This is a genomic window from Paenibacillus sp. OSY-SE (assembly GCF_000283315.1).
GTDB lineage: Bacteria > Bacillota > Bacilli > Paenibacillales > Paenibacillaceae > Paenibacillus_B > Paenibacillus_B profundus.
In genome coordinates this window covers 39,268-59,080 of the sequence record NZ_ALKF01000203.1, presented here as the reverse complement: position 1 = coordinate 59,080, position 19,813 = coordinate 39,268, and the positions used below count along the sequence as shown (strand labels likewise).

Below are 19,813 nucleotides of genomic sequence, written 5' to 3'. Positions count from 1 at the left end.
CTCTATTTCCCCATCGCATTCATAATTTCTTCGATGCCGTCGATTTTGGCAAGTGCCATCGGTCCAGGAAGCGAAGGATCTTCCAAGAAGTACACGCTGTTGTGTTTCACCGCATTCATGCTATTCCACACCTTGCTGTCCTTCAAGGCCTCCTTGACGCCTCCCTGAATCGGACTCTGCCAATTGTTGATTACAAACAGATGTTCCGGATTTAGCGCAGCCAAGCTTTCCAGCGATAATTGTCCATCTGCATTCGCTCCATCCACCGGCTTAAGTCCGAGCCCCTTGTAAAAAGGATCGAAGCGGCCATCGTTCCAGGTAATAAACTGTTCTTTCCCTGTGTACATGACAAACAGTACGGATTCCTTACTTCTAAACGCTAATTTTCCTTTATATTCCGCGGATTTGCGGTCAAATTCGGCAAGCACGCTGTTAGCCTTGTCCTCTTTGCCAATCACTTCCGCAATTTGTTGCAACGTTTCCCGCCAGTCCCCCGCTTGCGGAAGAATGATGGTTGGAGCAATTTGGGTTAACTTCTCATACTGATCCTGCATATCGTCTGCTGCAATAATCAAATCCGGCTGCGCGCCCAGCAGTTTCTCCAGATTGACCTCCATACCGAGATCTAGTATCTCTTTCCCCGCCACACGCTTGCTCAAGCTTGGAAAATTCCGCATGATAGTCTCAACCCCTTGCGCTGCAATCGGATATTCGTCCAAAACGGCCATATAATCGACAAACGAGATATAAGGCGTCGCGATTTTGAGCGGTCGTGCCTGGATGACGGTCTCGCCCTTCAAATGTGTGATCGCGCGTGGAAAAGCTGATGCAGCACTATCCACTTTGGCTGTTGAAGCCAACTTCTTGTCCTCTTCCTTGGCTGTATGACTCGAGTCAGTCCCGGCGCATCCGACTATGCTCCATAACATGGTAACGACTAATAAAAACGAAAATACTTTTCTTTCCCTCATGTTCTTTCCATTCCCCTTTTCTAGTATCAGTCACTTCATCATATAATGCAGGCGATTTGAGCTTCTACCAGTAGGCGGAATACGTTGCGGTTAGCGGGAATATATCTTCACGCAAAAAGACCACTGGAGAAATAACTCCAGTGGTCATGTTCGTTTTTTTAATTTAGGAAACTGCCTTGCATTTCTTTACGGATGTTTTCTTGCAAACATTGCTTTTACATATGTGGTATCTGCCTAAAAAATCGAGTCGATGATCGGTCACCTTAAAGCCAAATTCGCGTTCAATTCGTTCTTCCAGTTCCAACAGCCAATCATCCTGAATCTCTTCCACCACTCCGCACTCCGAACAAATCATATGATGATGCATATGTTCATGTCCGTCTCCACGCAGGTCGAAGCGAACCACCCCGTCACCGAAATTCATTTTTTCTACGATATGAAGCTCAGATAATAGATCCAACGTTCGATACACGGTGGCAAGTCCAATTTCGGGATACTTGTCCTTCACCAGCATGAACACTTCCTCGGCGCTCAAATGATCGCTTTCGTTCTCCAGTAACACTCGAACTATCGCTTCACGCTGAGAGGTCAGCTTGTAGTGCTTGCTGATCAATTGCTGATTGATTTTATCAAGCCGCTCTGTCATCATCATGTTCGTCAACACCTCCCAAGTTGTTGTTTATCGCCAAACTCTTAATTAGAATTATTTTAATTTAGTTATGATACTAGTTTAATCAAATAAATAAAAATAATCAATAGCCATTCAAAGTCCCGACAAAAAAACATAAACCAAAAAGAAAGCTCTTCAACATTGGCTGAAAAGCTTTACCGATTGGTTTCCTAGTTACTGCTGACTTCGTTGCTGCTTCTCACTTCACCAGCATCTTAACTACATCATCAATTTGCATCATTTTTGCTGTGACCGCTGTCGTTTGCCAATGGGAGCGTTCTACCTTGTATACATGTCCATTTTTCACAGCAGGCAAGTTCTTCCACAATGTTGCACTCTCTAATTCCGCGATTGCTTCTTTATTGTAATCCGTATTCCAGTCTCCATTGGATGGAAAAATAAAAATATGATCGGCATCGAGCTCAGGAATTTTTTCTAATGATAACTGTGCATGATAGTCTTTGATATCTGTGACCAGCTTGTGTGGTGTCAAGCCAAGATCTGTGTACATCGTAGGACCGATAAAGCCTTTATGCGCGCTAAACAATGCTAATGATTTATCTTTGCCGCTTTGTCGAATCACCGCCACGGTTTCTTTTCCAATCGCTTTTTCCAGCTTTCCTTTTGCTTCCGCCGCTTTTTGCTCATACTGTGCAAGAACATCCTTTGCTTTATCAGTCGCACCTAGCAAATCACCCATCGTTTCAAGTGTTTTTGGCATATTTTGATTGACATCAGCCGGCAGCCAGTAGGTTGGCGCAATCTTGGAATATTGCTCGTACTTAGCCGCATCAGGATCTCCAGGAAGGATAATTAAATCTGGATTTACGTCTAACAGTGCCTCAATGCTGCCGTCCATATCGAACAACGGCACGTCCAGATTCAGATATTCTTGTGTGCCCCACGTATGCGTGTACCATTGCACCACCGGCTGTTGACCCAATGCCACGATATAGTCCTCCAAGTAAAGAGCAGCCACCCGCTGCGGCTTTACCGGAATCTCGACTTCACCGAACGCATCTGTAACTACCCGAGTGCTGCCTGTTTGCTGTTCGCTTTCCTTTTGTTTTTGTTCAGTGGACGATTTGTCCGTATTTGGCTCTGCATTCTCTTTGTTTTCCTGCTGCTCCGCCTGTCCCGCCGACTGCCCTTGCGCTCCGCAACCAGTCAGACTCATAATCATAACAAGCAATACAGCCATCCATATATCCATTATCCGACGCGAACTAACCATAAACCGTTCCACTCCCATGCAAGTTGTAAATGTAACGAACAGAGAATACTCATATGTAATGATTCTCATTCTCATTTATTCGTTCACGACAATTGTAGCTCATGACATTTACGTCTTACAATGCAAATTCTCGGTTCATTTCTTATACAAACTCGTGCTCTATTATACAAAATGACTGCAATTTCCTTGGCTCGCAAAGGGATCTACGTTCTCATTCCAGAAAATTCATAATCTCCTTGTTTATCATCTCGGCTTGTTCACGATTAATAGCATGACCAGCATCTCTTATTATTTTGTACAGCAGCTTATTCACGTCTAACTTGGCTATTGCTTTCGCGTAATTGGATAACCTATCGTATTCACCTATTAAAAACAGTGCTTTATTTTGCAGAGCAGCAAGCTGGCTGTTCTCAAAGATGACGATTTTGTGCTGCATCATAGAATAAATCGGCCCCGTTAATTTACTCAACAGCTTTTTACATTTTTCCCTGACGGAAACAAAGCTTCTGGCAAGAAGGCTGTCATCATTTTGGACATCACTTCAAACGGCCCTGAAGGCACTCTGCCAGCCATGCACACCACTTTTTTCACTTTTAGCGAAGTCGGAATGCCTTCAATATATCCAAACATCATTAATGTGAAGACCTGCCGTGAAGAGGTATACGCGGCTTTTTCACTGTATAAAATCCAATGAACAGCCAGATACGGCCCCCTACATATTTTTATTTTTCAAACATATACAATACTCCGTTTTCTGGTTTTAATAACTCTTTCCCCATATAGCCTCTTCGGATCAACTCTTTACTTATAAATCTCATAAGTGCTCCGTGGCTTACTACTAATATATTTGTTTCTTCGCTTGTCTCGATTCGATCAACGATTTGCCTTACCCTTGTCATGGATTCGCTCCTGCTTTCTTCCTGCGACTGATGTGAGAAATACCATGCTACTCGTCCGATAACTAACCATAGCTTAAAATGTAATTTAAATCGCAACTGAATTGCAGATCTGACGTCTATCTCTCTCAGCAGATTGGTTTTGACAATATGGCCTTGATATAATCGTTCTGCTGTTTGGACTGCTCTTGATAAATCACTTGAAAAACATACGTCCCACTTTGTACTGCGATCAAACTGATCATTGGGCTGAATAGACGACTTATTATATTCATCAACCCAATAGTTAAATTGGGTTGCGTTCATCCATTTATTTTCGGGTGCATACGTCACTTTATAATGTCTGACCAATCCAATCTTCATAACGAATCACGCACGTCCTCTATTGTTATACTAGTTCAAAAATTCCTCACCATATTGTTTGGCAGCGATAAATTTGGTTTTTAAAGCAATTACAACCTCTCGTTATGATTCAATAAACGGTCCACTTTTTCCTCTAAACGCTGCAAGGTAGCTTTCGTATTGCGCGTATGTTGTACCATTCGATTTACAAACCGATATAACCCAATGAAAAACAAGGCAATTAATCCGAGAAATACGATCTGGTAAATTGCAATCCCCCAATTAAAAGTCATTGTTGCACCCCTTTTTCCTTATTCATAACATTTCCATCAAAATGGTTTAGGTCCACTCATTCTACATAATAAGTTTGTTTGAACGGTAACTCCAAGCAGTTCAAGCGGCCGCCGTATATACACCCGCCATCGATTCCGATTATCCGATTCGCAGCAAAGTAAACGTCATCCGTTCCATGCAGTGACTTGGTGTTAGTATGACTGAAAATGACCGTCTTCGTCCCGCAATACCCATCATAGAATTCCCTTCGAATCCAGACTAGCCTGTTCGGATCGTACTGAACCGTCTCCAATAGCCGCTCGAACTTTTCCAATTCCCGTGAATGTCGCTGATTGCCAATATTCGTTCCAGTGTAATGTTCACTTCCTTTGCCTACCATCGTAACATGAGCGTTCGCTTCTTTTCCACAATATTCAATTATTAGGGGCTATATACAAAGAAACAGTTCATGTCGTGTCTTGACAATGGAGAGCAGATGTGGGTCAACTTGAAAACGCGTTGGACTCAAATAAACCTCCAATTTCACATAACGTGAATTCGGAGGTTTTGACCTATACCTTCATTTATTTAGTAAACGCATCTTTCAATGCAAGTGCTGCTTCCATGATTGCCGCTTTTGCTGCATCTACTTCATGTCCGATATTAAAAAATTGATGAATCATTCCTTTATAGCATGTGTAATGAACCGGCACACCTGCTTGCTGTAATCGTTCGGCATAAGCCTTGCCCTCGTCACGCAGTGGATCGAACTCTGCTGTGATGACCATGGCCGGTGGCAGGCTGGTTACATTTTTATATAGCAAAGGTGACGAATAAGGGTTCATAGCATCTTCTTCATTGCGTAAGTATTGGCTGTAGAACAATCGTATAGATTCCACTGTCAACAAATAACCGTTCGCATTCTCTGTCATGGAGGGGAAATCGAATCGAATGTCTGTAGAGACAGCGGGGTAAATAAGCAGTTGATAGGTGAGCGGCGGACTTCCTTGCTCCTTGGCCTTAATTGCCATTACAGCAGAGAGATTTCCTCCGGCGCTGTCTCCCCCGACGGCTATCTGTGACGGATTCACGTTAAGCTCATCAGCATGATCTGCGACCCAATTCAAGGAAGCAAATGCATCCTCGACTGCCGCAGGAAATTTGTGCTCGGGAGCAAGCCTGTAATCGACAGACACAACCACGCATGAGGCCGCATTCGCGAACACACGGCAAATGGAATCGTGAGAGTCCAGTCCGCCTAGTATGAAGCCTCCTCCATGGTAGTAAACCAACGCAGGGTGTGGGCCGTCTCCTTCTGGAGTGTAGACGCGAATAGGCACATCATGTTCTTGTCCAGGAATCATCCTATTTTGCACTTGTTTGACTGGTTCGACGTGTTCAGTCAACCACGTTAAATTGAAATAATGGCGAAGCTGCTCAAGTGAAATCTGTTCTAATGACATTGTGTCTGCTACAGCATAATACCGTTCAAGAAAGTCATGAATCTGAGGATGCAGCGGCATTGTTTTCATCCCTCTTTTCTTGTACGATGGATTTAGTTGGCAATACTTGTTGGCAAGTCGCAACATGTTTTCTCATTTGTTTTTTGCCTTCGAGACAAGCATATCAGCCACTTCCTCCGCCTGGGCTAACACAGCAATCGGATCATAGGGCCAATATCGTTTTGCATCAAGGTAGAAGACCCGGTCATTTTTAACCGCAGTGATAGAACTCCATATTGGATCTTTTTTGTTCAACGCACCGCCGTTCGATTCATCCAAAAAGATATAATCGCCGGCATAATCAGCCAGCACTTCAAAAGAAACTTGCTTATATGTTTCCCCCTGATCCATCATCTCCTTCTGAATAAGAGCTGGGGGAGTTAACTGAAGATGTCTGTAGATCGCTTGTCCGCCACGATAAATGCCGTCCCCATAAATGTAAAAATCCTTGCCGAAAGCGCCAATAATAGACACCGTTTCATTTTCTCCAACGGCTGCTTTGACTTTCTTCCTCGCTTGCTCTATTTTTACGTCAAAATCAGACAACCATGCCTCCGCTCCTTTTTCAGCAGCAGACGCGCTAATAATTAAATCAGGGGCCAAATCCAACATTTTTTCCTCGGAATTGTCCCCAATACTATCAATTCCGGAGATGAGATTCTGTATATGCACGTTTATAAGATCGGAATCGGTTGTGCCAACAGGCTTTACCCCCAATAGAAGCAGCGTAGGTAAATATCCGTCTACGATAACCCGTTGTGGATTCGCCGGTATTTCAATATCCCCATGAATCGTGTTTACGACTTTCGTTTTTGATTCTTTTTTTGTGCTGGAGCCCATAAATTCATCAAGGGATGTCTGACTTTCGGAGGATTGGGTGCTCGTACCGCTACATGCGGTAATAAGTATAGAAAATAAAACGAATAACATATAAACGATATAATTACGTTTACAATTAATCATTGTATCCCTCCACTAATAGCGATTCGGGTTTCCAATCATCCCTCCTCAAGAAACACCATCAATTGATACTGATTATCATTATCATAATATGAACTATTTCATTCTGTCCATGCCAATTATGCGTAAAATGAAGTTTTTATCCCTCCCCCCCCTGCGCATTCCTTATCATTCACGACTACATTAACCATTTCGCAGCAGTACGTTTCATGTGCCTTACAGTTGATAAGGAGCACTGTTCAGTTCTCCTCTTTGTTTTGTTTGCTATGAACGGAATCCAGGGTTGAAGCCTTCGGATATGGAAAGAGCCGGCTCTTGCTTACACCTATCATTTGAGATGTATAGATGCCGGTATGCCCAGAGAATAAATAGCTGACCACGCACACCATAAAGAGATATACGCTCGCTTCGGAACCAAACAATTCAATCCCCATCACAAAACAAGCTAGCGGAGTATTGGTTGCGCCACTGAAGACAGCGACCATGCCTAGAGCAGCCATAAATGGTGCCGACACCTGCAGCAAAGCGGCCAAAGCGTTGCCTAGAGTAGCCCCAATGACAAAGAGCGGGGTCACTTCCCCTCCCTGAAACCCGGATCCAAGGGTCACCGATGTAAATATAGTCTTCAGGAAAAAGGAGCCTGGAGCGACTTCACCATCGAAAGCCTGCGTCAATAATGGAAGCCCCAGTCCAATATAATCACGAGTTCCGACCAGATAGACCAAGCCGATGACAATCGCACCGCCAACAAAGCTTTTTAACATCGGATTTTTGAAAAGGAAGGAGAAGCCCTTTTTCAAACGATGGGTCAGCTCACTGAACAAAATGCTTGTCAAACCAAACAAAATGGCTGCAATACACACTTTTAGAATCAAGGGAAGTGTCATCTCTGGAATGGCCCCAATGGTATAATGGCTATGGTGAACCCCCCACGCAGCAGTTACTCTGTCCCCCACCAAGCTGGCAACAAAGCTTGGGAAAATAGCACTGTGCCTGAACATGCCAATTGCCAGCACTTCAATGGCAAAAAAAGTGCCTGCCAACGGTGTGCCAAAGACCGAGCCAAACCCGCTGCTTATTCCACATATAAGTATGATTTTTCGGTCCAATGCATCTAGTTTAAAGCATTTGCCAATCCATTCCGACAGACTTCCTCCCATTTGCACCGCTGTTCCTTCCCGACCTGCAGATCCGCCAAACAAATGGGTAATAATTGTGCCAAACAATACTAATGGAGCCATTCGAAAAGGCACATGCTCTTGTGCTTCGGTATTGATTTGTTCCAGGATTAAATTGTTCCCTTTTGAGGCGTTGTTACCGTAACGTTTATATAAATAACTTACGGCCGCTCCTCCAATGGGCAGTAAGAACAACAGCCACGAGTACTGCAAGCGCATGTCAGTAGCCCACTCTAAGCTGGTGAGGAAAAATGCGGAGGCTGATCCGGTAATAATCCCCACCACACCGCCAAGCAATATCCATTTAAGAACATAAAATAGAATCGCGGCATGGAGCTGTTTTTTTGCCAACCTTCTCGCTTGCAGCTTCAGTTTTTCCATCGATTTGTTCCTCCAGGTTCAATTGAGCCAAAAAAACAGACTCCTACCAGTAAAAGTTGCTTACCGGTAGGAGTCATTAGCTCGAAGGCAGTTAAAGGCGAACTCCATCGCCTATGATTTGTTATCATTATATTCGATATTTAATGGAGAATGCAATAGCTTATCCATGAGTGAAATCCCTTGCAGGACCGACTGACAGCCTCTCCACAAGCTTAACGGGGATTTGTATGTTTTGCGACGCAATTCTGCCAGTCTCGATTCCCTCGACAACTAGTTCTGCGCTTTTTCTGCCGATTTCAAAAAAATTCTGTTCAAACGTTGTTAACGGAATATCCAGATGGTGAACGATTTCATTATTGTCAAAACCAATCAAAGACATGTCTCCGGGAATCGACATTCCCGCTTCCGACAAATATTTATATAAATCGGTCGCAATCGTATCATTTTCACATTGGATCGCTGTCACCTGAAGTTCTCTACATTTTTGCATTAAACGGGACAAAAACTCCTGTTTCCCCAGCTTTCGGGTATGAACAATGGCATTCAGAACGACCATTTCATCATTAATGTATAGTCCATTTTCTTTTAAAGCCTGACAGTATCCAAAATAGCGATTTCTTACCGAAGAAGTGGATTCAATGCTAACGCTAGAAACAAACCCTATTCTCCGGTGTCCCTGCGCAATTAATTGGCTGGCCGCTTGATAGCCGCCATTGAAATTATCAGAAGTCACACTAGTGACTGGGACACTCTCGAAATATTTGTCAATGGTGACAATCGGATACGAATTGAAATACAATGTATTTATAATTTCCCAATTTGTACTATCCGATACGGGATAATAGATGATGCCCGGAATGCCGTTTTTCGGGAGCGTCTTGAGAAATTCATTTTCATTCTCTGAATTCGCATCCGTCTGATGAATGCTTAAGTAATATCCCTTTGCATTCAAATAATCCGAAGCTCCTCGAATATAACCGATCAACCCGCTGGCATTATCGAAAGGCAATATCATCGACACCACTTTATTCATTCCATCCAGCCTTGGCCCTGAGTGGTCAGCATAACGAGATAGCGCCTTCACATAACTTCCGCTTCCTCTGATTCGATAAATGTAGCCTTCACGCTCCAACTCGGCCAATGCCCTTTTTGAAGTAATGCGACTGACTGAGAACTGCTTCGCTAATTCGACTTCAGTCGGAAGTCTTTGATCCGCCTTATACTCGTTTTGTAATATTCTCTCTTTTAGATCATTCAAAATAACAAGATATAATGGTTCATTTGCCTTTGACATTCGGTTTCCACATCCTAAACACGATAAACATCCCCACAGAAAAACATTCACCATTCCACGATGTCTGCACATACAGTATATCGATTTCTAATTACGTTTACCAGAGATTCAAGCTTTGAGCAGTCTTACGGTGACCTATCAATAACGCTTGCTGTTCCGCTCGTCCAGCGGCACGCTCAGACTAACAAGGACGCTTCCCCCGTCCCTTTGCTTCATTCTCCCCTTCCATCAGAAGGGAGCATGCTCACTCTAGATTACTGCCATTATAATTAGTCGCTTCATGGAATGGCCTATATACGAAACGGAACGGAATGTGTCTTGTCCCCCGTCGTTATCTTTCCTGACTGTATGGGAGAGTGGAGCTAAGGGCCATTTGTAAGGAAGCTCGACAACATAAAAGCCCAATAACGGAAGGCAACCCGTTACTAGGCTATTCATTATAGAAATACTTTGTTTTTTTACTTCACATTGTTATATCGCTCATACTGGGCACGTTTAATCTCCACATATTTTTCAGCCCCCATTTTATTGAGCGTCGCTACATAATTATCCCACTCAGCATCCAAATCTAATTTGCCCGTTATAAATTTAACACGCATTTCAGCAATATATTTGTTAATATCCGTCATGATTGCGCTAGTTTGTTTGCTTTCTTCCGGTGTCGGCATAAAATCAGGCCATCTTTCTTCTGGAGCATACTTTTCAAGCTCTGCCGTATCGGCGAGAATGTCTTGGGCCACTGTCGTTCCCTTGATTGCCGTTCTCAATTCATCCAATGGCTCCACATACGGGTAATCTCCTCCATATACGTTATCTACATACTGGAACGCTCCCAATTGCAAGCCGCCTTTATAGTTTGCAATCTGATCAATATATACAGGCTTGCCATCTACCATATTGTAAGTTTCACCTTCGATCCCTAACGTTCCGAATTTCGAGCCTTCTTCGCCGTAAAAATAATCCACCCATTTCAACGTTTGCTCCGGATGTTTATTTTTATTGGTAATAATGAAAGAGGAAATGCCTCGAGTCGGCGGATCCATCCAGTTCACGACCTTGTCTCCATTCGGACCTTCAAGCACATTGATTCCAATAAAGTTCTTCTTCACATCGCTGCCAAGATAGTCTGCGCCAACCCACGAGAAGGCACCGACCAAATCTTTGGCACCGTCAGCCACCCATTGCGCATATTCGTAGCCGGAGAAATTTTGCTGAGGCAGCGACTTGTCATTGTACAACTCGATTAAGTATTTCCAGACTTCTTTATACTTGGGATCGTTAAATATCGTTTTCAACTGTCCGTCTTTGTCTTTATAAATCCAGTTGCTGTTCGCCTTCAATCCACCATTGCCCATTCCAAAGCTTCCGAATAATTGTCTCTCAAGCGTCCAATTCAGAGTGCCTGTCGGTGCCACCCAACTCATTTCATTTCCTGCTGTCCCATCACCGTTAGCGTCTTTTTCATGAAAAGCCTTTAATGTGCTTCTGAATTCTTCTGTTGTCTTCGGCACGGGCAATCCTAAGTTGTCCAACCATTTTTTATTTATGTAAATACGAAGCGATGCATAAGCTTTTGAGAAATCGATATATGGAAGTGAATATATATGTCCGTCCGGCATGGTTAACGCCCGTTTAATGTCAGGATGATCCGTAAATAACTTTTGCAAATTTGGCGCTTCTTTTTCAATCATGTCTTCCAGTGGAATAAATAGTCCTTGACTCCCGTATTTAATCAACTCATCTTGACTGAACCCGATCTGATAGAATGCATCCGGAAGATCATTCGAGCCGATAATGACATTTTTTCTTTCCGCTAAACTTCCGCCAGGAATCTCTTCCCATTCAACTTGCATCCCGGATTTCTCTTCATACTTTTTCCACATCCACAGATCCTTAGCTGGCGGACGCAGATCGCTATAACCAGTGCGCGCGATTTTTAAGGTGATTTTGCCGCTTGGCGTTTCTGTTTTTTTCTCATCGCTTACTCCTGAGGCGTCTTCCTTATCACCATTGCCACACCCAGCCAATAAGATAGTGAACAGCAGCGCTAATACAGTCAAAATCGTTAATCCTTTCTTCAATGCAACCAACCTTCTTTCCCCTCAGATTATGTTCAATGGAAAAGGCGCAATGCCTTTTATATGAAACCGATGGAATAGTTACATAAAGCTCACCCTTTAATGGCACCGACTAAAATACCCTTTTCAAAAAACTTAGACAACAGCGGATATAAGATCAAGAGCGGTAATGAAGATACAACAACAACCGCATATTTCAATCCTTCTCGGACGATCATCCGATCGGCGTACTGACTGTCCACTGCGATTCCAAGCATGTCTTTGAATTCGTTCTTAATTAAGATTTCCCGCAAAATCAGCTGGAGCGGATACTGTCCTCGGTCGGACATATATATCATCGCTTCAAAATACGAATTCCAATGCCCGACACCGTAGAACAACACCATAACCGCGATAATCGGCGTCGATAAGGGGAGCACGATTTTGTAGAGCAGCCGGTAATCGTTGCAGCCATCGACATAAGCACTCTCTTCTAGCTCCAGCGGGATTTGCGTCTGAAAATACGTTCGCATAATAATGAGGTTGAAAGCGCTGATAGCCCCTGGCAGAACGAGCACCCACATCGTATTGACAATGCCGAGCTGCTGATTGACCAGATAGCTTGGAATCAATCCTCCGCCGAAGAACATCGTGAACGTGAACAGGAAGGTAAATAATCCTTTTCCGTAAAAGCGCTTACGCGACAACGGATAAGCGCCGAACACAGTCATCATAATGTTGATGAAGGTCCCGACTGTAGTATACAGAACGGTATTTCCGTATCCCATCCAAATATCTTTATTTTCAAAAACGGTCACATAGCTATCTAAATTAAAACCTTTCGGCCAGAACAGCAGCGGGCTGTCAAACATTTTGCGCGGGTCGGACATCGAGGCGAATAACACAAACACAAGCGGATACAGAATGATGAATGTGATAACCAATACGATAATCAGATTGAGCCAATCGAACGCTTTCTCACCCGGGGTCCTCTTAACGTCAGTAAGCATCATATTCCTCCTTTTAACGAAGCAGGCTGTTTACCACAGGCTTGTTTCATTAACTCGCTTAGCAACTGAATTGACAATGAGCAGCAGAATGAAATTGACAATATTATTGAACAATCCTACGGCAGCCGAAAAGCTGTACTGCGCATTTAATAGACCGCTTTTATACATATAAGTTGAAATGACTTCCGAGGTTTCGAGGTTCATGTCGTTTTGCATCAGCAATATTTTTTCGAATCCGACACTCATCACCCCGCCTGCAGCGAGAATGGAAAGAATGACAATGGTGGGAAGTATGCCTGGGAGTGTAACGTGCCATATTCTTTGGAACTTATTTGCACCGTCAATATAAGCGGCTTCATACTGGTCTGGAGAAATTCCAGCCATCGAGGCGGTGTAGATCAAGGATGACCATCCAATCCCCTGCCAGATGCCAGACCAAACATACAAATGCCAAAAATTATTCGGGTCGGCGATAAAATCTTTGCGTTCTCCCCCGAACCATTCGATAACGGTATTGAAGACTCCGTTCGTCGGGTTGATGAAGAAGAACAAAATACCGACCGCGACGACAACAGATATGAAATGGGGCGCATACGAAACCGTTTGTACAAATGTTCGTAATCGTTTGCTTCTCAACTCGTTAAACATGAGGGCTAGAATGATTGGCGCCGGTATGCTGATCAGAAGTCCGTAGAGGCTAATCGCGAGTGTGTTCTTTAGGATCGTCCAAAAATAATACGCATTAAAAAATCGTTCGAAATGCTCCAACCCGACCCATGGGCTATTCCAAACACCCAAACCTGCGGAAAATTCCTTGAAGGCAATTTGTACACCGTACATCGGCCAGTAATGCCAAATCAAAAAATAGAGCACGGCCGGCGAAATAATGACATATAAGCTAATGTTCCTTTTGACCTGTTTTTTGATGTTGAGAAGTGGACTCTGCTTCTTGCTCGTCTGCCTCATCAAAACATCTGTCTTCATCGCATACACCCCTTCAATTCACGAATTGTAAGCGTCATCAAATATTAGCAAGGATATAACTCCATACTCACTTGATATAGCAGATATATCCTTCTCACTATTGAATATATCCACTTCCACTTCAATAGCTTAAACAGACAGGAATTGATATGTGCGATTTCTTCTAGATGAAGTATATTGACTCAATACTCTGGTTACATAATAATCCCATTGTTTATAAATGTAAATACTAATTATACTCAATATATCATTATATATTAATTAGTTATATTTATTGTGTAGTTTGAAACATATAAAAAAACATCTGCCTCATCTGCTTGGCGGTTAAAGGGTTGATCATATTGTTACCTTCGGCTTGGCATTCGCTGTCGCCACTATGACCTCCCCTCCTTTTCAAATCAAAGCATGCTCGAACTCACCTATCTTCAATTAAGAATCATCATCGTTTGCTTGCAACTATGCTCGAAAACATGTCATAAAAGTGCATCCCATTCGGCTTGAATACAAAGTATCATATGTATATATGAACCCTATGTATTCCTTATAAGTCATACAGAAATAGTCAGGAAAGGGGCTTTACAGTGACTGCAGACATGATTATCACTCTCGTGGTTTTAGCAGCAGCAGCTATTCTGTTCATGAGCGGCAAGGTCCGGTCCGATCTAGTAGCAATCTGCTCATTAGTCCTGCTTGTTTTGCTCGATATTTTAAGTCCGAATGAGGCGCTTTCTGGCTTCTCCAATTCCATCGTCATTATGATGATCGGCCTGTTCATCGTTGGGGGCGGCATTTTTCAGACGGGTCTTGCCAAGATGGCTAGCGGGAAAATGCTCAAGCTGGCGGGAGATAGCGAGTTCCGTTTATTAATAACCGTGATGCTGGCCACTTCCTTTATCGGCGCCTTCGTCAGCAACACGGGTACGGTAGCCGTCATGCTGCCCATTGTGGTCAGTCTGGCCACGAGTGCTAATATCAGTCCGGGGCGTTTGCTTATGCCGTTGGCTTTTGCCAGCAGCTTGGGCGGCACGCTTACCTTGATCGGTACTCCTCCCAATCTAGTCATCAGCGAAACGCTAAGCAAGGCGGGATTCGAGGAGCTATCCTTCTTCTCGTTCACCCCGATCGGATTGGTCTGCTTGGTTATCGGTACCGGCCTTATCCTGCTTCTTAGCAAGCTGCTGCCTAAAGAACATGGTGAGGGGAAAGGAAAAAGACGCGGCCGCTCCTTGAACGAGCTTGCCCGTCAGTACCGGCTCTCGCAAAATCTATATCGCGTCCAAGTGAGTGACGACTCTCTCATCACAACAAAGACGCTGCTTGAACTGGATATACCAAATCAATATCAAGTACATATTATCGAAATTCGTCGTAAAACATCCCACAAGAACCCGTTTTTCAAAACGATTAATCAGGAAATTGCCGGACCTTTAACCGTCATTAACAAGCAGGATATCCTGTATGTATATGGAGTGTTCGAAGCTGTTCAAGCCTTCGCCGAGTTCTACCAATTAGCACTGCTTGATCACCAAGTCGTGGAGCAGTCGATTATTCAGAATACGGAACGATTCGCTTCCGATCAGATTGGAATTGCGGAAGTGCTGCTTCCTCCCAATTCAAGTCTCATTAATCAACAGGTCAAGCAGTCGGGATTCCGTGAGAAGTATAGCGTCAACATTTTAGGCATTCAGCGCAAGGGAGAGTATTTACTGCACCAGCTGAAAGATGAGAAAATCCGGTTCGGGGATGCGTTGCTTATTCAAGGAACATGGAAGAGCATCGCGCTTCTCTCCAAGGAAGAGTCAGATATCGTCGTGGTCGGTCAGCCACTGGAGGCCGCGGCCGCCATCCCTTTGAACCATAAAGCGCCGATTGCCGCCGGGATAATGCTGTTCATGGTCGTGCTGATGATCCTGGAAGTATTCCCTGCTGTCATTTCTGTCATGATCGCGGCGATATTAATGGTGGCGACGGGTTGTCTTCGCGGTATGGAAGCTGCCTACAAGACCATCAATTGGGAGAGCATCGTCCTTATCGGCGGCATGATTCCGATGTCCATCGCCATCGAGAAGACGGGCGCGGCCGCACTCCTCTCAGAGAAGCTCGTCTCAAGTCTCGGCAATATAGGCCCGTTCGCCCTGCTCGCAGGTGTCTATTTCACTACTTCTATCCTGACGCTATTTATTAGCAATACCGCTTGTGCCGTGTTATTTGCGCCAATCGCGTTGACCGCAGCTGTGCAGCTCGGTGTCAGTCCGGTTCCTTATTTATTTGCCGTAGCGATTGCAGCTGGAATGTGCTTTGCCGTGCCTTTTTCCACGCCGCCTAATGCGCTCGTCATGTCTGCTGGCAAATATACCTTCATGGACTATGTCAAAGTCGGACTGCCTTTGCAGCTGTTGCTGGGCGTTGCCATGGTTGCTTTGTTGCCGTTGTTCTTTCCTTTTTGAATGATCTATCTTCCCATGGAGCCGTTGCGACCACTTACGTTCTATCAAGTTTTCGACTTGGGCGACGGTTCCAACTGACAGGGTTCAACAGACAGGGTTCAACAGACAGGGTTCAACAGACAGGGTTCAACAGACAGGGTTCAACAGAAAATCTCCAAATTAGAAAATTATGTCTGTAGATAGTATTTACATTATCGACATCAAATGGTAATATAAAGGAAAAGAATACACTTTTAATAGTATCGGAAGGTGATGGTATGCAATCGAATCTGAATGTGCTGCTGCACACAACCATCGGCGACCTTATCCGACAGCATAGAGAAGAAGCGAATTTATCGCTGAGCCAATTGGCACATCAATCAGGAGTCGATAAGGCGGGGATATCCAGGATCGAACGTGGTGAAACCAAGCGTCCGGAATTGAGAACCGTTCAATTACTGGCTGACGTGCTTGGTATACCATACGAAGTATATGTGAGTCATTATATTGATGTGGAGCAACGTCCTGACGTATTGCATGATATGTTGATGGAAGCTATTCGATTAGCTCACGTACCGCTTATCTCAAAGGTTGTCCTGCGGTTCCTCGAATCTCCTCAGAAGGACAGCTATGACCTGATTGAGCAGTTGTTTCATACGACAATTAACATCACCAATCGTGAAATGAAGTTGGAGCTGCTTAAGCATATCATTGATTTCTCCCGAAATCACGGCATTCAAACGTATTTCTCCAAAGGAATTTTACATAAGTATTTAATCGAGCGCGATGACTTTAGCAAGCTCGATTCCACCTACCACGCGGGAAAAAACATCATTCAATACGAGAATTTCTTATCATACGAGGAAAAGATACTGCTGTACTATAAGCTTGGCGTACATGCCTATGTTTTAAGGCTGTATAAAGATTGCATTGAATTATGCGAACAAGTGATTCGTAATGATACAACAGATAGTTTCTTTAAAGCTGAAGCTTTTTTTGCCTTATGCAATTCACACTATTATTTATGTGACTATACACGTGCCAAACATTATTTGGAGGAATACAGTAAGTTCTCATTCCCCAATGTAGCCGAAAACGTCAGGTTCATGACGGGATCCATAAACGGTAAGATTGGAAATACGGAATTGGCAGTCACCCAGCTCGAAAGCTTTCTAGAGCGTTCTTCCGAATACAACTTTATGAATGTCGTAGTCGCCCTAATGGAATTATATTTGGAAAAGAAAGACCTTATTGCAATCGAAAAGCTTCTAAGCTACGAGATGAGGATTACGCAGACTGAGATTCGAACACCGTATAAAAGGTTTGCATTAGCATATTTTCACAGGTTAAAAGGAGATTATTTAATTTATTCTAAAGTAACAATTACTGCTTTTGAAAGTTACATTAAAAGTGCCTGCGAGTATATAAAAGTTAGTATGTATTCACAGGCATTTGAATGCTTGGGCTTCGTTACTAACAAAGCCATAGAGAATGGAAACATCGAATTATATAAAGATGTTCTCCAAAAAATGAACAGCATGTATTCTATGCTAAGCAAACCTAACTAGGAGGTAGATGGCATGAAAAAAATTCGTATTCGTGTATCCATTTTGGCCATTGCTGTATTGCTTTTTGTGGCTCCAGTCACCATTTCTGCAGAAGGTAACATTGGGAAGTTCTTCAATGCTTCATTTGGCGGAGAACCTTCGTGGCAAGTCCGTTAACGTGGACAAGGTATTTTCATCATCATTCGATAATATTATATAAATTCCCATGGAACGCTACGAAAAATAGCGTTCTTTTTTTTGTTAAATTTGTTGTTTTATTCCTTTTTCCACCAAAAGTCGTCAACATGATTTATATTAGATTTAGAGATGAGATAACCAATTTCATCCAACCCCATTTTGGGAGGTGATTGTTTTTATTTTACATAGGCATGACCCCAAAGAAGACAATCGGATACGACAAGAAGATGAATTGCTGCAAAAGATCGAGGACAAGCGCAATCAGCTATTGAGTGCAGCATTATATGAAAAGTGTCTTACCGATGATGATATCGTCCGGTTAAGTCAGGAATTGGACATTTACATTGTGAAGTTTCAAAAGCAATTGGATCTGCAAAGAAAAAAACGTTCACTCTCTTACAAAGGAGTCGCGCAAACCGAGCGAATGAGCCATGTATTGGCAGGAGTGAATATCTAAAATGAATATTTGTGTGATTATTTTACCTGACCCCGACCAACTGAATCATTTACAATCTTGCCAATATTGGTCGCAAGATAGGCATTTATGCTTGATATCATTTCTGCCAAGGAATCCGGCAAGCATTCCAGTCGCTCCAAACCGCGCGCCCCCTAACAAACCTCTGCGAATGCTACATCCTTTTTTCCAATTCAAGATTTGTCGAATCGCACTTTGGACAAAAGCGGCTCGTCGATTCATGGGATGCGCTCTTATTTCTATGGGTCAGCAGCGTCCTTGAGCAAATACCCGATCGCTCCCACACGAATGTCGTCATACACATACTCCGTAGTCAGAATGACAATCTTGCAGTCCGGCAAGTCCGCCAAAATTTCATGATTTGCATCAATTCCGCTATATTCTGGCATTTGGACATCCATCAACAGAGCATGAGGACACGCCCGATCGGCCAAAAGAACGGCTTCTCGCCCATCGGAAGCCTCCCCCACCACTTCCATGTCCTCCTTGTCCGTTTATAATGTATTGAAACCATGCCTGACCAGCTGTTGATCATCAACAATGCCGACCCGGATCGGCTTGCCCTCTCCCCTTACAGCATCCTACATTGGATTTTGTCCAATGAAACAGTAGTCGTACCTCCTATCGCGCAGGTTCCATTGGATTTTATGCAGTGCTTTGACGCTCATTTAGCAACGATCGCTCCTAAACAACCGAATCCACTGTACAAAATACAGTCCACATGTCGTTGACCACCCGCTCCTCACATTTGACTGTACATTTTCCAATAGGACTTACTTTAAGAGCGACAAGTAAAACACTTTAAAGGAAATAGTGGGGCTTTTCGCGAAAGCATTAACGAATTGGTTAACAAATGGACGGTAACCGAGTATGCTTTGACCTTTTCAGATTGCAAGAAGTGTCTACGGAACGCGGCACTTCTACAGTGTGGTTTCAATGGGATTGTAAAGCGGCCAATGAGGCATGTTGGAGCATGAGCGGAGATCGAAATCCTATTAATTTATTAAAGATTGCTAAAATTTTGTACACTTGCTATAATCAACTTAGAAAACACTACCTGCAACGCAAAAAACCTCTTTCTTATCAAAGAGGTTGATTTTCTTACTGTTGTTTAAGATCCACCTTAAACAACTAGGATCATCTTTGTGTTGCCACAAAAAAAGGAGATGTTCTATATTATGGCCAAAGATGTACTGTGTGAAGTCAATTCTTGTCGTTTCTGGGCTGACCAGAACAAATGCACAGCAGCTTCGATTCTCATTTCTATCAATGAGAACAAGAACAAAGCAACTAACTCTGTTGAAACTGACTGCCAAACGTTTGAAGTGAAATAAGTCTTTTTTTAAAAGGAACTCTAGCCGGTTCCTTCTTTTTTTACATTATATCAGTAATGATTATTATTATCAAGCCATTCA

At 43.4% G+C, this 19,813-nt stretch carries 21 protein-coding genes, 1 pseudogene and 1 riboswitch; of the genes and pseudogenes, 5 read left to right on the top strand and 17 right to left on the bottom strand.

The genetic code is table 11. The features are described 5' to 3' along the window. Window positions 1-2: 2 nt before the first annotated feature. From A372_RS0129120 to A372_RS0129050, 15 genes and pseudogenes are all read right to left on the bottom strand, one after another. A complete protein-coding gene (locus A372_RS0129120; RefSeq protein ID WP_019424467.1) occupies window positions 3-971 on the bottom strand; it encodes an ABC transporter substrate-binding protein in 969 nt (322 codons plus the stop codon). 163 nt (window positions 972-1,134) lie between these two features. After that, entirely contained in the window at window positions 1,135-1,623 is a 489-nt protein-coding gene (gene fur / locus A372_RS0129115) for a ferric iron uptake transcriptional regulator (protein ID WP_019424466.1), read from the bottom strand. A 217-nt stretch (window positions 1,624-1,840) separates the two neighbouring features. Continuing rightward, window positions 1,841-2,875 (bottom strand): ABC transporter substrate-binding protein, encoded by a 1,035-nt coding sequence (locus tag A372_RS0129110; protein WP_019424465.1) that lies wholly within the window; start codon window positions 2,873-2,875, stop codon window positions 1,841-1,843. 211 nt (window positions 2,876-3,086) lie between these two features. Further along, entirely contained in the window at window positions 3,087-3,314 is a 228-nt protein-coding gene (locus A372_RS34965) for an alpha/beta fold hydrolase (RefSeq protein WP_019424464.1), read from the bottom strand. Window positions 3,315-3,340: 26 nt separating this feature from the next. After that, on the bottom strand, window positions 3,341-3,508 hold the full coding sequence (locus tag A372_RS37755; protein ID WP_019424463.1) for a hypothetical protein: 168 nt from the start codon (window positions 3,506-3,508) through the stop codon (window positions 3,341-3,343). An 89-nt stretch (window positions 3,509-3,597) separates the two neighbouring features. Beyond that, the gene (locus A372_RS0129095) at window positions 3,598-4,134 is read right to left on the bottom strand and encodes a histidine phosphatase family protein (protein WP_019424462.1); all 537 of its coding nucleotides are present in this window, start codon (window positions 4,132-4,134) and stop codon (window positions 3,598-3,600) included. A gap of 89 nt (window positions 4,135-4,223) precedes the next feature. After that, entirely contained in the window at window positions 4,224-4,406 is a 183-nt protein-coding gene (locus A372_RS34960) for a DUF4083 family protein (protein WP_019424461.1), read from the bottom strand. 56 nt (window positions 4,407-4,462) lie between these two features. Then, window positions 4,463-4,672, bottom strand: a pseudogene (locus tag A372_RS0129085) (serine/threonine protein phosphatase); the annotation flags it as partial. 298 nt (window positions 4,673-4,970) lie between these two features. Continuing rightward, the gene (locus A372_RS0129080; RefSeq protein WP_019424459.1) at window positions 4,971-5,909 is read right to left on the bottom strand and encodes an alpha/beta hydrolase; all 939 of its coding nucleotides are present in this window, start codon (window positions 5,907-5,909) and stop codon (window positions 4,971-4,973) included. Window positions 5,910-5,981: 72 nt separating this feature from the next. Then, window positions 5,982-6,851, bottom strand: a complete 870-nt coding sequence (locus A372_RS0129075; protein ID WP_019424458.1) for an ABC transporter substrate-binding protein — start codon at window positions 6,849-6,851, stop codon at window positions 5,982-5,984. Between the two features lie 236 nt (window positions 6,852-7,087). Then, entirely contained in the window at window positions 7,088-8,407 is a 1,320-nt protein-coding gene (locus A372_RS0129070; RefSeq protein WP_019424457.1) for a voltage-gated chloride channel family protein, read from the bottom strand. A gap of 60 nt (window positions 8,408-8,467) precedes the next feature. After that, window positions 8,468-8,528, bottom strand: a riboswitch (Fluoride riboswitch). A 39-nt stretch (window positions 8,529-8,567) separates the two neighbouring features. Then, a complete protein-coding gene (locus A372_RS0129065; protein WP_237728648.1) occupies window positions 8,568-9,755 on the bottom strand; it encodes a GntR family transcriptional regulator in 1,188 nt (395 codons plus the stop codon). 404 nt (window positions 9,756-10,159) lie between these two features. Continuing rightward, entirely contained in the window at window positions 10,160-11,782 is a 1,623-nt protein-coding gene (locus tag A372_RS0129060) for an extracellular solute-binding protein (protein WP_026011350.1), read from the bottom strand. A gap of 89 nt (window positions 11,783-11,871) precedes the next feature. Then, the gene (locus A372_RS0129055) at window positions 11,872-12,768 is read right to left on the bottom strand and encodes a carbohydrate ABC transporter permease (RefSeq protein ID WP_019424454.1); all 897 of its coding nucleotides are present in this window, start codon (window positions 12,766-12,768) and stop codon (window positions 11,872-11,874) included. Between the two features lie 30 nt (window positions 12,769-12,798). After that, window positions 12,799-13,752 (bottom strand): ABC transporter permease, encoded by a 954-nt coding sequence (locus A372_RS0129050; RefSeq protein WP_019424453.1) that lies wholly within the window; start codon window positions 13,750-13,752, stop codon window positions 12,799-12,801. A 581-nt stretch (window positions 13,753-14,333) separates the two neighbouring features. Between A372_RS0129050 and A372_RS0129045 the strand changes: the two genes are divergently transcribed. The 4 genes from A372_RS0129045 (at window position 14,334) to A372_RS34955 (ending at window position 18,380) form a co-directional block, all read left to right on the top strand. Further along, window positions 14,334-16,199 carry an SLC13 family permease gene (locus A372_RS0129045; protein WP_019424452.1) on the top strand — a complete coding sequence of 622 codons (1,866 nt, stop codon included), beginning with the start codon at window positions 14,334-14,336 and terminating at the stop codon, window positions 16,197-16,199. A 257-nt stretch (window positions 16,200-16,456) separates the two neighbouring features. Beyond that, on the top strand, window positions 16,457-17,746 hold the full coding sequence (locus A372_RS0129040; RefSeq protein ID WP_019424451.1) for a helix-turn-helix domain-containing protein: 1,290 nt from the start codon (window positions 16,457-16,459) through the stop codon (window positions 17,744-17,746). A gap of 12 nt (window positions 17,747-17,758) precedes the next feature. Continuing rightward, complete coding sequence (locus tag A372_RS37750) at window positions 17,759-17,902, top strand: hypothetical protein (protein WP_019424450.1); 144 nt, start codon at window positions 17,759-17,761, stop codon at window positions 17,900-17,902. Between the two features lie 253 nt (window positions 17,903-18,155). Then, window positions 18,156-18,380: an aspartyl-phosphate phosphatase Spo0E family protein gene (locus A372_RS34955; RefSeq protein ID WP_019424449.1), complete on the top strand. Its 225-nt coding sequence runs from the start codon at window positions 18,156-18,158 to the stop codon at window positions 18,378-18,380. Window positions 18,381-18,397: 17 nt separating this feature from the next. Here the strand turns inward: A372_RS34955 and A372_RS39180 are convergent, their stop codons facing one another. Both A372_RS39180 and A372_RS34950 read right to left on the bottom strand, forming a co-directional pair. Continuing rightward, window positions 18,398-18,520: a hypothetical protein gene (locus tag A372_RS39180; RefSeq protein WP_019424448.1), complete on the bottom strand. Its 123-nt coding sequence runs from the start codon at window positions 18,518-18,520 to the stop codon at window positions 18,398-18,400. 117 nt (window positions 18,521-18,637) lie between these two features. Beyond that, the gene (locus tag A372_RS34950) at window positions 18,638-18,877 is read right to left on the bottom strand and encodes a response regulator (RefSeq protein ID WP_083858962.1); all 240 of its coding nucleotides are present in this window, start codon (window positions 18,875-18,877) and stop codon (window positions 18,638-18,640) included. 699 nt (window positions 18,878-19,576) lie between these two features. Between A372_RS34950 and A372_RS36795 the strand changes: the two genes are divergently transcribed. Next, window positions 19,577-19,732, top strand: coding sequence for a DUF1540 domain-containing protein (locus A372_RS36795; RefSeq protein ID WP_019424446.1), 156 nt, complete (start codon window positions 19,577-19,579; stop codon window positions 19,730-19,732). The last annotated feature ends 81 nt before the right edge of the window (window positions 19,733-19,813 follow it).